This is a genomic window from Stenotrophomonas sp. YJH_SMC_53, from assembly GCF_059369995.1.
In genome coordinates this window covers 79304-92990 of sequence record NZ_JCAFTF010000004.1, presented here as the reverse complement: position 1 = coordinate 92990, position 13687 = coordinate 79304, and the positions used below count along the sequence as shown (strand labels likewise).

Annotated in this window: 16 protein-coding genes; 6 read left to right on the top strand and 10 right to left on the bottom strand. The window is 65.8% G+C overall.

Annotated features, from left to right (window positions below):
* The first annotated feature begins 52 nt into the window (after positions 1-52).
* Both AC5P7X_RS07575 and AC5P7X_RS07570 read left to right on the top strand, forming a co-directional pair.
* Positions 53-2131, top strand: a complete 2079-nt coding sequence (locus AC5P7X_RS07575) for a S9 family peptidase (RefSeq protein WP_495214689.1) — start codon at positions 53-55, stop codon at positions 2129-2131.
* 140 nt (positions 2132-2271) lie between these two features.
* Positions 2272-3516 (top strand): DUF819 family protein, encoded by a 1245-nt coding sequence (locus AC5P7X_RS07570; RefSeq protein WP_005415680.1) that lies wholly within the window; start codon positions 2272-2274, stop codon positions 3514-3516.
* 63 nt (positions 3517-3579) lie between these two features.
* Here the strand turns inward: AC5P7X_RS07570 and AC5P7X_RS07565 are convergent, their stop codons facing one another.
* The 5 genes from AC5P7X_RS07565 to AC5P7X_RS07545 are packed head-to-tail and all read right to left on the bottom strand — an operon-like array spanning position 3580 to position 6601.
* Complete coding sequence (locus AC5P7X_RS07565) at positions 3580-4059, bottom strand: hypothetical protein (protein ID WP_053497660.1); 480 nt, start codon at positions 4057-4059, stop codon at positions 3580-3582.
* 46 nt (positions 4060-4105) lie between these two features.
* Entirely contained in the window at positions 4106-4366 is a 261-nt protein-coding gene (gene minE / locus AC5P7X_RS07560) for a cell division topological specificity factor MinE (protein ID WP_005408532.1), read from the bottom strand.
* Positions 4367-4368: 2 nt separating this feature from the next.
* Positions 4369-5178: a septum site-determining protein MinD gene (gene minD, locus AC5P7X_RS07555; protein ID WP_346607752.1), complete on the bottom strand. Its 810-nt coding sequence runs from the start codon at positions 5176-5178 to the stop codon at positions 4369-4371.
* Between the two features lie 35 nt (positions 5179-5213).
* Positions 5214-6059, bottom strand: a complete 846-nt coding sequence (minC, locus tag AC5P7X_RS07550) for a septum site-determining protein MinC (protein WP_049413254.1) — start codon at positions 6057-6059, stop codon at positions 5214-5216.
* Positions 6005-6601 carry a GNAT family N-acetyltransferase gene (locus AC5P7X_RS07545; protein ID WP_005415684.1) on the bottom strand — a complete coding sequence of 199 codons (597 nt, stop codon included), beginning with the start codon at positions 6599-6601 and terminating at the stop codon, positions 6005-6007. The genes minC and AC5P7X_RS07545 overlap by 55 nt, the downstream gene beginning before the upstream one ends.
* Before the next feature lie 151 nt (positions 6602-6752).
* On the opposite strand from AC5P7X_RS07545, the gene AC5P7X_RS07540 reads away from it, so the two are divergent.
* From AC5P7X_RS07540 to AC5P7X_RS07525, 4 genes are all read left to right on the top strand, one after another.
* Positions 6753-7949: a sensor histidine kinase gene (locus AC5P7X_RS07540; RefSeq protein WP_053497662.1), complete on the top strand. Its 1197-nt coding sequence runs from the start codon at positions 6753-6755 to the stop codon at positions 7947-7949.
* Positions 7949-8590, top strand: coding sequence for a response regulator (locus AC5P7X_RS07535; RefSeq protein WP_006424175.1), 642 nt, complete (start codon positions 7949-7951; stop codon positions 8588-8590). Before AC5P7X_RS07540 ends, AC5P7X_RS07535 begins: the two co-directional genes overlap by 1 nt.
* Positions 8591-8824: 234 nt before the next feature.
* Positions 8825-9898, top strand: a complete 1074-nt coding sequence (locus AC5P7X_RS07530; RefSeq protein ID WP_005415686.1) for a polyketide cyclase — start codon at positions 8825-8827, stop codon at positions 9896-9898.
* 105 nt (positions 9899-10003) lie between these two features.
* Complete coding sequence (locus AC5P7X_RS07525; protein ID WP_005415687.1) at positions 10004-10375, top strand: DUF423 domain-containing protein; 372 nt, start codon at positions 10004-10006, stop codon at positions 10373-10375.
* A 506-nt stretch (positions 10376-10881) separates the two neighbouring features.
* On the opposite strand, the gene AC5P7X_RS07520 is transcribed toward AC5P7X_RS07525, so the two are convergent.
* Genes AC5P7X_RS07520 through AC5P7X_RS07500 form a run of 5 tightly spaced genes read right to left on the bottom strand, consistent with a single transcriptional unit; the run spans position 10882 to position 13580 of the window.
* Positions 10882-11691, bottom strand: coding sequence for a M15 family metallopeptidase (locus AC5P7X_RS07520; protein WP_329841497.1), 810 nt, complete (start codon positions 11689-11691; stop codon positions 10882-10884).
* Between the two features lie 9 nt (positions 11692-11700).
* Positions 11701-12294, bottom strand: a complete 594-nt coding sequence (locus AC5P7X_RS07515; protein WP_065178115.1) for a PH domain-containing protein — start codon at positions 12292-12294, stop codon at positions 11701-11703.
* A gap of 3 nt (positions 12295-12297) precedes the next feature.
* A complete protein-coding gene (locus AC5P7X_RS07510; RefSeq protein WP_005415690.1) occupies positions 12298-12477 on the bottom strand; it encodes a DUF4177 domain-containing protein in 180 nt (59 codons plus the stop codon).
* Entirely contained in the window at positions 12474-12653 is a 180-nt protein-coding gene (locus AC5P7X_RS07505) for a type II toxin-antitoxin system antitoxin (protein ID WP_065178114.1), read from the bottom strand. The genes AC5P7X_RS07510 and AC5P7X_RS07505 overlap by 4 nt, the downstream gene beginning before the upstream one ends.
* A 45-nt stretch (positions 12654-12698) precedes the next feature.
* On the bottom strand, positions 12699-13580 hold the full coding sequence (locus AC5P7X_RS07500; protein ID WP_053500808.1) for an SPFH domain-containing protein: 882 nt from the start codon (positions 13578-13580) through the stop codon (positions 12699-12701).
* Positions 13581-13687 lie beyond the last annotated feature (107 nt).

The window sequence follows — 13687 nt, the reverse complement described above, 5'->3', positions numbered from 1 at the left end:
CCCCGGCCATGCGGGCCTACCATCGGTTTTTTGCCGTCCTGCGGAGACCCCGATGAAACTGCGTCATGCCCTGCTGCCACTGAGCCTGCTGGCCGCCCTGCCCAGCGTCGCCGCTGCCCGTGGCCTGGAAGTCCGCGACATGGTGGCCATGGACCGCGTCTCCGCGCCGGTATTGACCGCTGACGGCGGCACCGTGGTGTTCGCCAAGCGCAGCGTGGATGCCAATCTCAAGGCCTCCACCGCGCTGTACGCGCGCAACCTGCGCACCCGCGACGCAGCGCCGCCGAAGCAGATCACCCCGGCCGGCTGGAACGTCAATTCCGCTTCGCTGTCGGCCGATGGCCAGACCGTGTATTTCCTCAGTGCCAGGAACGGCAGCCAGCAGCTGTACGCGCAGCCGATCAGCGGCGGCACCCCGCGCCAGCTGACCGACTTCCCGGTCGACGTGGACAGCTACCGTGTGTCGCCGCAGGACGACCGCGTGTTGTTCAGCGCCGGCGTGTTCCAGGCGTGCGCCTCGGACCTGGCCTGCACCGAGAAGAAGCTGAAGGAAAAGAAGGACGCCAAGGCCAGCGGCCAGGTGTGGGATTCGCTGTTCGTGCGCCATTGGGATACCTGGAACGACGGTCGCCGCAATACCCTGTTCGTCGCTCCGCTGCCGGCAGCCAAGGCCGGTGCAGTCAAGGGCGCTTCGGCGCTGAGCGCGACCATCGATGGTGATGCGCCGTCCAAGCCGTTCGGCGGCAATGACGACTTCGTTTGGTCGCCGGACGGCGCCAGCGTGGTGGCCAGCATCCGCGTGGCCGGCAAGCAGGAGCCGTGGTCGACCAACTTCGACCTGTACCGCTTCGACGCCGCCGGCAAGCAGGCGCCGGTCAACCTGACGGCCTCCAACCCGGCCTGGGATGCCGGCCCGGTGTTCAGTGCCGACGGCAAGACGCTGTTCTACCGCGCGATGAAGCGCCCGGGCTTCGAGGCCGACCGCTTCGGCCTGATGGCGATGGACGTTGCCAGCGGCAAGACCCGCGAGATTGCCCCGCAGTGGGATCGTTCGGCCGGTGGCATCACCCTGTCCGCCGACGGCGCCAGCATCTACACCACTGCCGATGATCTCGGCGAACACCCGCTGTTCCAGATCGACGTGGCCAGCGGCAAGGCCACCAAGCTGATCGGCGACGGCAGCGTGACCGCGGTCGACGTGGCCGGCAACAGCGTGGCGATCACCCGCAACAGCCTGAAGAGCAACGACCAGGTGCTGGTCGGCCTGCTGCCGCCCACGGGCGAAGCCATCGGCGAACTGCGCGCGCTGACCCCGGCCGCAGGCGAGGTGCTGAAGGACGTGTCCTTCGGCGACTACGAGCAGTTCGAGTTCAAGGGCTGGAACAACGACACCGTGCACGGCTACGTGGTCAAGCCGCACAACTACCAGGAAGGCAAGTCCTACCCGGTGGCGTTCCTGATCCACGGCGGCCCGCAGGGCAGCTTCGGCAATGGCTGGAGCTACCGCTGGAACCCGCAGACCTACGCGGGCCAGGGCTACGCGGTGGTGATGATCGACTTCCACGGCTCCACCGGCTATGGCCAGGCATTCACCGATGCGATCAGCCAGCACTGGGGCGACCGCCCGCTGGAAGACCTGCAGAAGGGCTGGGATGCGGCACTGAAGAAGTATTCCTTCCTCAACGGTGACAAGGCCTGCGCGCTGGGCGCCAGCTACGGCGGCTTCATGGTCAACTGGATCGCCGGCAACTGGAACGGCCCGTTCAAGTGCCTGGTCAACCACGACGGCGTGTTCGACCAGCGCATGATGGGCTACGCCACCGAAGAACTGTGGTTCACCGAGTGGGAGCAGGGCGGCACGCCGTACCAGAAGGCCGCCAACTACGAGAAGTTCAACCCGGTCAACCACGTGGCGGACTGGAAGAAGCCGATCCTGGTCATCCACGGCCAGCAGGACTTCCGCATTCCGGTCGAGCAGGGCCTGGCCGCGTTCACCGCCGCCCAGCGCCAGGGCATTGAATCGAAGTTCCTGTACTTCCCGGATGAAAACCACTGGGTGCTGAAGCCGAACAACAGCATCCTGTGGCATGACACCGTCAATGCCTGGCTGAAGCAGCACATCGGCAATTGATGATTGCAGCGCCGCCCTTCGGGGCGGCGCTTTTGTTTCACCCTTTGCTTTACCGGTGGGTGCCGACCGTTGGTCGGTGCACCTTCCGGATCTGCCGCCAACAGCAGCCGGCCAGCGGCCGGCTCTACCAGAGCGCCTGCATGCCTTCGACTGCCCTGATCCAGAACGACATCGTCGTCTTCGGTTTGATCGCCGCCACCCTTGGCGCCGTGTTCTGGACCGCCTCGCGAGAGCAGGGCCTGTGGAAGCGCGTCTACACCTTCGTGCCGGCCCTGCTGCTGTGTTACCTGATTCCCGGCATCTACAACACTGTGGGCCTGATCGACGGGCAGAACACCCGGCTCTACAACCCGATCGCGCGCGACATCCTGCTGCCGGCGGCGCTGATCCTGCTGACCCTTGCGGTCGACATCAAGGGCATCCTGCGGCTTGGCCCGAAGCTGGTGCTGATGTACCTGGGTGCCTCGGCCAGCATCATGCTCGGTGCGGTGGTGGCGTTCCTGCTGATGCGTGCCGTGCATCCGGAAACCGTGGCCGGAGACACCTGGGCCGGCATGGCCGCGCTGGCGGGCAGCTGGATCGGCGGCGGCGCCAACATGCTGGCGATGCGTGAAGTTTTCGACGTCAATGCGACCACCTTCGGACAGTTCGCGGTGGTCGACGTCGGGGTCGGCTACGTATGGATGGCCGCGCTGATCTTCCTGGCCGGGCGCGCGGCGAAGATCGACGCGCGCAGTGGCGCCGATACCTCGGCCATCGATGAGCTGAAGGAGCGCATCGCGCGCTTCCAGGCCGAACACGAACGCATTCCCAGCCTGACCGACCTGATGCTGATCGTGGCGGTGGCCTTCGGCGGTGTCGGCCTGGCTCACGCCATTGGCGCACCGCTGGCGGCGTGGTTCAAGGCGAATGTCAGCTGGGCTGCGCAGTTCAGCCTGGACGCGCCGTTCGTGTGGGTGGTGGTGCTGTCGACCACGCTCGGCCTCAGCCTGAGTTTCACCCGTGCGCGCAACCTGGAAGGCGCGGGCGCATCGCGCCTGGGCTCGCTGCTGCTGTACTTCCTGATCGCCTGCATCGGCATGCAGATGGATCTGCTGGCGCTGCTGGACCGCCCGTGGCTGTTCCTGCTGGGCATCATCTGGATCAGCGTGCACATCGTGCTGCTGTGGTGCCTGGGCAAGCTGCTGAAGGTACCGTTCTTCTATTTCGCCATCGGTTCGCAGTCGAACATCGGTGGCCCAGCCTCGGCGCCGGTGGTGGCCGCGGCGTTCCATCCGGCCCTGGCGCCGGTCGGCGTGCTGCTGGGGACAATGGGCTATGCCACCGGCACGTACCTGGCCTACATCGTCGGCATCACCCTGCGCGCGCTGGCCGGGCAGGGCTGATACGGTGATGGGGTCAGATCCCTTTTGCGACGCAAAAAGGATCTGACCCCGGTTCCCGGTGAATCACGCCACCGGCAATCCGCGTTCGATCAACCACGCCTTCGCGTCTTCGGCGTCCTGTTCAAACCACGCCTGGGTAGATCCCAGCCGATACGTATATCCCCACGCATCCATGTCGGCCATCAGCCGCTGGCTGCCGACACCGGGCAGCTGCCCGGCCAGCACGATCTGCAGGTAGCAGGTCGCGTCTTCCTCGGCCACCGAGTCGGTGGCATCGGTGTGCACCTGCGCACGCCGCTCCGGCGGCAGTACGATCAGGTGGCAGGCCTCATGCAGCATCGAGTGCACGGGCGTGTCATCGCGTACGTACACGTTGCTGGCGATGATGCCGGCCTCTGGCTCGCCCCAGTAACTGCCGGGAATCGGTTCACCGGCCGCCACGTGGTGCAGCCGAAGGCCATGCGCGGCGAGCAGGCGCTGCGCGTCGGCGAAGGCGATGTCGCCCACGCAGGTGATGTCCACGGCGGTTGTCGTATCGGTCATGCGGGTCAGACAGCCCCGCCCATGCAGGCACGGGCGGGGCAGGGGATCAGGGCTTGTCCGGGCCTTCGGGCAGCGCCACGGAAATGTCCAGCACGTCGTGCTGGCCATCCTTTACCAGGTCGACCTTCACCGCATCGACGTCGATGTTCACGTACTTCTTGATCACTTCCAGCAGCTCGCGCTGCAGCAGCGGCAGGTAGTCCGGGCCACCACGGTGGCTGCGTTCCTGCGCGATGATGATCTGCAGGCGGTTCTTGGCGGTTTCGGCGGTGGTCTTCTTCGCTTTGAGGAAATCAAACAGGCCCATGCTTACCCTCCGAACAGCTTGCTGAAGAAGCCCTTCTTCTCGACGTTGGTGAAGCGCATCGGGCGTTCTTCGCCGAGGATGCGCGCGACGGCGTCTTCATAGGCCTGGCCGGCAGCGGATTCGACATCCAGAATGACCGGCTCGCCCTTGTTGGAGGCGTTGAGCACGTCGCCCGATTCCGGAATCACGCCGATCGCCTTCAGGCCGAGCACTTCCTCGACGTCGGCGATGCTCAGCATCTCGCCGCTTTCCACGCGCAGCGGGGTGTAGCGGGTCAGCAGCAGGAAGGCCGGCACGTCCTGGCCGGACTCGGCCTTGTGGGTCTTCGAGTCGAGCAGGCCGATGATGCGGTCGGAGTCGCGCACCGACGACACTTCCGGGTTCACCACCACCACCGCACGATCGGCGAAATACATCGCCAGGAAGGCACCCTTCTCGATGCCGGCCGGGGAGTCGCAGATGATGTACTCGAAACCGTCGGCGGCCAGGTCCTTCAGGACCTTGCCCACGCCTTCCTGGGTCAGTGCGTCCTTGTCGCGGGTCTGCGAGGCGGCCAGCACGTACAGGTTGTCAAAGCGCTTGTCCTTGATCAGGGCCTGCTTGAGGGTGGCTTCGCCGTGCACGACGTTGACGAAGTCGTACACCACGCGGCGTTCGCAGCCCATGATCAGGTCGAGGTTGCGCAGGCCGACGTCGAAGTCGATCACCGCCACCTTCTTGCCGCGCCGCGCCAGGCCGCAGGCCAGGCTCGCGCTGGAAGTGGTCTTGCCGACGCCGCCCTTGCCGGAGGTGACTACGATGATTTCAGCCAAAGGACTTCTCCTGATGATTCTGTTTGGGGGCTGCGTCAGTCCAGCGCAGCGATCTTGATCTGGTCCTGTTCCAGCCAGACCTGCACGGCCTTGCCGCGCAGGTTGTCCGGGACATCGTCCAGTACCTTGTAATGGCCGGCAATGGCGACCAGTTCCGCATGGAAATCACGGCAGAAAATGCGTGCCGCAGTGTTGCCCTGGGCCCCTGCCAGCGCGCGGCCGCGCAGGGTGCCGTAGATGTGGATGCTGCCATCGGCAATGACCTCGGCGCCGGCGCCGACGGTGGCCATCACGGTCAGGTCGCAGTTCTCCGCGTACAGCTGCTGGCCCGAACGCACGTTGCCCAGCTGCATGCGGCCCGGCTTCGGTGCAGCCGCGTCGGCCACCTTGGCCACCGGCGTTGCCGGGGCCGGCTTCGGTTCGGCACGGGCTGCGCGGCGCGGCTCCGGTGCAGGCGGTGGCGGGGCCGGTTCGGCCTCGGCACGCTCGTATTGCGCTCGGAACTTGGCCAGCAGCGGCAGGCCGAGCTGCTGCGAGAGCAGGTCGATCGCGCTGGTGCCATAGGCAAGCGCCACCGGCAGCACGCCGGCGCTGCGCAGGCCATCGACCAGCGCCTGCGCGGTGGCCACATCCGGCACCTGGCTCAGGCCGCCGAAGTCGAGGATCACCGCGGCGCGGCCGAACAGCTTCGGGGCGCGGGTCACGCGCTCGCGCATTTCCTGCACGAGGCGTTCGACATCAAGGGTACGGATGCGCAGGTTGGCGATGCCCACCTGGCCGATCTTCAGTTCACCGGCCTGTTCGTAATCGAAATTCACCGCCACGCTCAGGTCCCCGTCGGCCGCTGTGCCTGCGCCGGCAGCTGCCGTGCGCGTGTCCATGCCACATCCGGCAGCTTGCCGCCGTAGGTCTCCTTGACCCAGGGGTAGCTGCACAGTTCCTTGGCCAGCATGCTGGCGCGCACATCGACCTGCGGCATCGTGTTCTGGCCCAGCTCGCGGAAGCCGAAGCTGCCGTGGAAGAGCAGGGCGGCATCGGCGCCATGGTCGAGGAAGACTTCGCAGGTCATCTGCGGGTAGCGCAGTTCGGCGAAGCTCTGCGCGTCGGCATAGAACGCACGGCCGACGCCGCCGCCACGACGGCGGCTGGCGACCACGATGCGGTCGATATAGAAGAACGGGGTGTCCAGCTGCTGCTTGAACCAGGCGAAATTGCTGCTGTCGTGCTGGCTGTCGCTGCCAAAGCCGATCAGGAAGCCGGCCAGGTTACCGTCGCGCTCGGCGACGCGGAAGTATTCAGCGGTTTCATAGAACAGGCGCAGGCGGGCCGCATCCAGGGGAAGGATGGCCAGGCCAGCATTGTTGTTCAAAGCCAGGACGGAATCGAGCTCGTGCTCGCGCACGTCGCGGATGACAATCGACATTGTGACTCCGTGGGGTAACGCGGTTGGTCCATCAAGGGACCCTGCGCACGATTATTGCATGCCCGGGGTGGGCTGCGGCATGAACAGGCGACTGCAGGGGCATGACTTCCGTGGGAGTGCGCGACGCAGGCCGGGCCCGTAGAGTGCTGGCATGTTGGGAGTCCTCAGCCATACCCGCGTCCTCCGCCTGGCCGGCCTGTTCACCTGGGTCATGGTCGGCCTGCCGCTGGCATACTCGCAGTTCGAGAACCTGCACAGCCGCGCTGACATGGGCGGCTGGGCGATCCTGCTGTTCGTTGCCTACCTGTCCTTCGGCACGGCCTACTACTGGCTGACCCGCATCCTGCGCAGCGACAGCCACACCAGCTGGCTGGACCGCAGCCTGCTGCTGTTGCTGACGGTCTCGGCGCTGGGGGTCAGCTTCCTCAGCGGGTCGGGCCTGGGCAGCATCCTGATGATGGTGGCCGCCGGGGTCATTCCGTGGATGCTGTCGGTACGGCTGGGGGTGCTGTGGCTGCTGGTCAGCCAGCTGGCCGTGGCTCCGGTCTACTATATGCTGCTGCGCTTCCCGCTGTTCGAAGCGGTGATGCAGTCGCTGCTGTACGGCGGCTTCTCCATGTTCATCTTCGTGACCAGCCTGGTTGCGCGTCAGCAGACCGAGGCCCGCGACGAGCAGCGCCGGCTCAATTCAGAGCTGCGCGCCACCCGCGCCCTGCTGGCCGAGAGCGCGCGGGTCAACGAGCGCACCCGCATTTCGCGCGAACTGCATGACCTGCTGGGCCACCAGCTGACCGCGCTGACCTTGAACCTGGAGGTCGCCGGGCACCTGGCCGAGGGCCAGGCCCTGGATCACGTGAAGCGCTCGCACGCGCTGGCCAAGCTCTTGCTGGGCAACGTGCGCGAGGTCGTGAGCCAGCTGCGCGAGACCGGCGCGATCGATCTGGCCGCGGCCCTGCGCCCGCTGACCGAGAACGTGCCCTCGCTGGACATCCAGCTGGAGATCGAGGATCCGCTGAACGTGGAGGACCCGCAGCGGGCCCACGTACTGCTGCGCTGCACCCAGGAGATCATCACCAACGCGGTGCGCCATGCCAGTGCCCGCCACCTGTGGATCAAGGTGTACCGTGAAGCCCCCGATCGGGTGGTGGTCGAGGCCCGCGACGACGGTGTCGGCGCGGATATGGTCAATGTGGGCAATGGCTTGCGCGGCATGCGCGAGCGCCTGCAACAATGTGGTGGCCAGCTGCAGATCGAAACCCGCCCCGGTGAGGGTTTCCGGCTGCGGGCGACGGTGCCGGCAACGGTGCTGGTGGCGGCCCTTACCAAGGTTCCTGAAGGAGTGCGTTGATGATTCGCGTCTGCCTGGTCGACGACCAAACCCTGGTGCGGCAGGGAATCCGCTCCCTGCTGGCGCTCGACGACGGCATCGAGGTGGTGGCCGAGGCCGGCGACGGCCGGCAGGCGGTCGAGCTGATCCCCCAGGTACGCCCCGACGTGGTGCTGATGGACATGCGCATGCCGGTGATGTCGGGGCTGGAGGCCCTGCAGGTGCTGTCGAGGCAGGAACAGCTGCCGCCGACCATCATCCTCACTACCTTCGACGACGATCAGCTGGTGCTGGCCGGGCTCAAGGCCGGTGCCAAGGGCTACCTGCTCAAGGACGTCACCCTGGCACAGCTGGTCGGTGCCATCCGCACCGTGGCCGACGGGGGATCGCTGGTGCAGCCGGCGGTAACCCAGCGCCTGCTGTCCGGCCTGGAGCACATGCGCAATGAATTCGTCAGCCTGGACCGCCCGGACCCGCTGACCGACCGCGAGACCGAGATCCTGCGGCTGATGGCCAGTGGCTTCTCCAACAAGGAGATCGCCAATTCGCTGGGCGTCGCCGAGGGCACCATCAAGAACCACGTGTCCAACATCCTTTCCAAGCTGGGTGTGCGCGACCGTACGCGTGCCGTATTGAAGGCCTTCGAACTCCAGCTGGTATAAGAAAAATCTTTCAAGTACAAAGACTTGGGTCGTGGCCGGGGGGTTCCGCCAGGGTTGCCCCCTACTTGCCGGGTAGCGGTATGCGTTACCCTTCGAATCCTTTGTCCATACAAATACGCAGCCGGCAGGGAAACCGGTGCGCCAATCCCGATAAACAATGCCCGCGAAGCCTGCTAGGATTGGCGCTTCGCTTCAATCAACCCGGCCGTGGGATCGGCCCCGGAGACTCTCTGAATGACCCGTATTATCGAGTTCCTGATCGCCTTGGGGATCGTGGCTGGCCTGTTCGTCATCATTGGCGTATGTCTGCCGGGCGAGCGTCACATCACCGAAAGCATCGAGACCAACCGCAAGATGACGATCGTGTACGACACGGTCAGCAGCCTGCGCCGCTTCAAGGACTGGAACCCGCTGGTACTGCGCGATCCCGCCGTTGACCTGAAGCTGTCCGGCCCGGCCTCGGGTGTCGGTGCCACCCTCGACTTCACCTCCAAGGACCTGGGTACCGGTTCCTGGAAGATCACCGAAGCCGAAGAGAACAAGCGTGTTGTGATCGCCATCGAGGACGCCACCAAGGGTCACGACAAGGTCACCACCTTCAACCTGGAGCCGACCGGCAAGGGCGGTCGCAACGTCAAGATCACCCAGGACTACTCGGTGAAGTACGGCTTCGACCTGTTCGGCCGTTACGCCGGCCTGTATGTCAGCCGCCAGATCGGCGACGACATCAAGATGGGTCTGTCGCGCATGGCCAACATGCTCGCAACCGTGCCGAACGTGGACTACCGCACGCCGGAAGCCCCGCTGACCGACCTGGCCATCGTTGAAGTGCCGGCCGAGAACCTGCTGGTGGTCAACGCCGGCAACGTGGACCGCGGTCAGGACACCATCACCAAGTCCATCAAGGACAACCAGGAGTGGATCAAGCGCGTGATGGAGGCCAATGGCCTTGAAGCTGCCGGTCCGTTCCGCATCATCACCACCGACTTCGGCCAGGAGAAGTACGCCTTCGACATTGCCCAGCCGGTGAAGAAGAAGGGTGCCGAAGGTGCTGCTGCCGACGAGCTGACCGTCAAGATCGACGGCGGCGCTCCGGTCAAGTACGTGCACGTTGCTCCGCACCGTTCGGCGCATGCGGCCTACACCGGCCACATGGCGGGTCTGGACGTGGCGCGCAACGGCCTGCGTGCCTGGGCCGTGACCTCGGGCAACGAAGTCATCGACCGTCCGTACGAAACCTGGAAGGACGGCATCGACAAGTCGTTCACCCCGGAAGGTACCTACGACATCTACTGGGCCGTCAAGTAATCCCCGGCTGACCCATGTAGTGTTGGACACGAAAACGCGCCGCTCATTGCGGCGCGTTTTTTTTTCATCCGGCGCCCGGCAAGGGGCGCTGCGCAAGGAGCCCTCATGTTCAATCTGGAACGTCGCGCACGTAAGCCTTCCCTGCTGGCCTGCCTGGGGGCGCTGTTGGCTGCCGTCTCGATCGGCCTGTCTGCCTATGCATCGCATGGCGTGGCCGACCCGTTGGCGCAGCAGCATCTGAACATGGCGGCGCTGTATGCGTTCGCGCATGGCGCGGTGCTGGTCGCGCTTGGGCCGCGCGCGCAGGGGGTGATCGCACACCTGGCGCTGTACGTGCTGCTGCTGGGGGTCCTGCTGTTTTCCGGCAGCCTGGTGGGTGGGGCGTTGTGGCAGTGGCCGACACGGATGGCGCCGATCGGTGGCACCAGCATGATGGCTGGATGGGTGTTGCTGGCGATCAATGCGTTGAGGCGGTGACTGAGTCGACGGCGTCGTTTCGATCCCTGCTGATGCGATCTGCATCGCTCAGGGGCGTTACTTTTCTTTTCGCGCGAAATGAAAAGCAACCAAACGCGCCGCCGGCCGCGAGCCGATGCTGCGCACCGGTCCCCTGTGCTCCTCGGCCCGTCGAGGGGCGGTGCGGAGAGCAGCCGAGCATGGCTCGGCTCTACAGAATCGCAAGCACCTCTTCACCCTCGCCGGACCTGCGGTGCTCGGCTCGCTTGAAGGCGGACCCAACAGCCGCGCGCTGACCCGTTGTAGAGACTTCGAGCGAAGCGACCCGGTTTTGTCTTTGCTCTCTTGTTCCATCCCGTGGCGGACGCACGCGGAATCTGTCCGTGGCCGGGCGGGTGGGTTGCGCAGGGGCGTAAGCGCCATGGATGGCGCGCCCGAGCCTACAGGGACGTATTTACGGCGTCCCCTGCGCAGCCTGCCCGCCCGGACCGCTCCATGAATTTCGCCTTGCGGCCGCCACGAGGGGCTCAGCCGTTGGCCGGTCTCCAGCACCAGTGCCAGGGTTCGTAGACGATCCCGTGCGGGTTGTTGCGCGGGTAACTCAAGTGGAAGCCGTGCTCGCCGGCATGGGCCTGCAGCCAAGCAAATGCATCAGTGGCGTCGAACGATTCCTCGGCCGGGGCATCGCCCGGCGTGCCGATGTCCAGCGCATGGCCGCTATGGTGTTCACTGAACCCCGGCGCGGCATTGACCTTCAGGATCTCGGCCACGCTCAGCCCGCGCGCCCGTTTCCGTTCGAAGATGCCCAGCTGGTAGGCATGGCTGCGGAAGCCGGAGATTGCATCCAGTGCGATGCCATCCTGCGCGGCGTGCAGGCGCATCCGTCGCCAGCCCTGCGCGGCGCCACGGCGCAGCCACAACGGGCGGCCGAAGCGGTCGCGGCCAGCGAAGTGCAGCAGGCACGGTTCGGGTTCCAGCGGCAGGCCACTGTCGTCGGCATAGCGCTGGGCATCCAGGCCGAGCTGCTGCAGGCGCTGCTGCAGCCCGGCGAGGGGCAGCCACTGCGCTTCCAGATTTGCACCGAACGGCCGGGCCGCAGCTGCATCCAGCAAGGCCAGTGCTTCCTCGGCCCCGGGCTCGCGCGCCAGGCGCGGCACCATGGCGTGCACGCCGTGTTCCACCACCGCCGCCAGGTAACGGCCATCGCACTTGCGCCGCAGCACCCAGTTCGCTCGTGACAGCAGGCGCGCGTCGAGATTGCTGCGCGCACGCAGCAGGCCGGCCGGCCACAACTCGATGGCTTCGGTATTGATCAGCAGGGGCAGGCGTCGTTGCATCGCCGCAGCTTACTGCCGCGGGCCCGGCACGGCCACCTTGCGCAGTGCTTCCAGCAGCGCCTGTGGCCGATCGAGACTGAGCAGCAGGGTGCTGCCATCGCGGACCGGCAGGGCGAGGACGCTCGCGCGGTTGGTGACCAGCGCGAAACCCTTGCCACCGCCCTGCAGGCGAAAGTGACCGGAATAGAAGCCCGGCATCGCGTAGCCGTTGGTCTTGAAGCGGATGCCATAGCGGGGGTCACGCTGCAGGTCGACCACCTCGGCCTGGTCCAGCCGCAACTGCGCCACCGGAACGCGGCGGCGGTACATCGTCGAACGCACGTCCAGCATGCCATCGGCCAGTTCCACCCGGCGGCGGAAGAATGCTGCGCCCAGCCCGATGCCGAGCGCTGCAATGACCAGCAGGCTCCAGGCGGCGCTGCCGCCCATCCGGAACCAGGGTGGCGACAGCGTTACTTCGATCCAGGGCGCCGTCGCCGGCGCCTTGTACAACTGCGCATACAAGCAGGCCACGAAGGCGGCGAGCAGGGGCAGCACGATCCACAGCACGCGCAACGGCGAGCTCTCGGCCACCTCGTACTGTTTCGGATCGCTGGCGCCCATGGCTCAGGCCTCCTTCTTGAACACCAGCATCGCCGGGCGCATCGGTGCGGGGATGATGATGTTGACCAGTTCCCAGCCGAGTTGGCCCTGGCGGCTCAGCTCGCTCTGGATGTCCTCGGCCTTGAGCAGGCCCATCATGGACGTCTTGACCTCGATCGTCTGGTAGCTCCAACGCTTGCTCATTCCTTGTCCTCCGAAGATGGCGTGGGTTTCGGCAGGCGTCCTGCCTTGCGCAGGGCGTCGCGCAGCACGTATTCGATCTGTGCGTTGAGGCTGCGCAGCTCGTCGTCAGCCCAGCGTTGCGCCGCGGCCAGGACTTCGGCGTTGATGCGCAGCGGATAGGCTTTCTTCTCACTCATGAAGACTCCTGGCGGGGCGGTGGGGCACCCCGTTGCGAGGGTGGTTCAGTACAGCGAACCGGCGTTGACGATCGGCTGGGTGCCGCGGTCCGAGCACAGCACGGTCAGCAGGTTGCTGACCATGTGCGCCTTGCGTTCCTCATCCAGCTGCACCACGCCGTTCTTCTGCAGCTCGGCCAGGGCCATTTCAACCATGCCGACCGCACCGGCCACGATGCGCGTGCGTGCAGCGATCACTGCGTTGGCCTGCTGCCGCTGCAGCATCGCCTGGGCAATCTCGGCGGCGTAGGCGAGGTGGCTGATGCGTGCGTCGATCACCTGCACGCCAGCATCGGCAAGGCGTTCGGCCAGCTCGTTCTTCAGGTGCTGGGAGATCTCGCTGGCATGGCTGCGCAGCGCCAGCTGGCCCTCCTCGTGCTGGTCGTAGGGATAACTGGTGGCCATCGCGCGCAACGCCGATTCCGACTGGATGTGCACGAAGCTCTCGTAGTCGTCCACGTTGTAGACGGCCTCGGAGGCATCGACCACCTGCCAGACGATGACCGCAGCAATCTCGATCGGGCTGCCGTCCAGCTCGTTGACCTTCAGCTTGCCGCTCTCGAAGTTGCGCACGCGCTGGCTGACCCGGCGCTTGGCATAGAAGGGGTTGTTCCAGCGCAGGCCGTTGTCCTTGACGGTGCCGATGTACTTGCCGAACAGGCTCAGCACCGCCGCCTGGTTGGGCTGGATGGTGTACAGGCCGGCCAGGATGAAGACCGCAGCGAAGATCACCAGCATGCCGGCCAGCATCAGCAGCAGGTTCGGTGAGCCGGAACCGGTCCTGGTCGTCGCCCCGAGTACGAACAGTGCGGTACCCGCCAGCGCGACCAGCAGGGATCCGGCCAGGGTGCCCAGGCCGTTGAGGGAGGCAAGCGACTTCTCTTTCATGGCGGTACGTCCTTGAGGGTTCGAATTGAAGATATCAAATTGATATCACTTGTCGACTACCGTTCGTCGGATGCCATGGTCAGGGTGCGCGGCCAGCTAGAATGCCC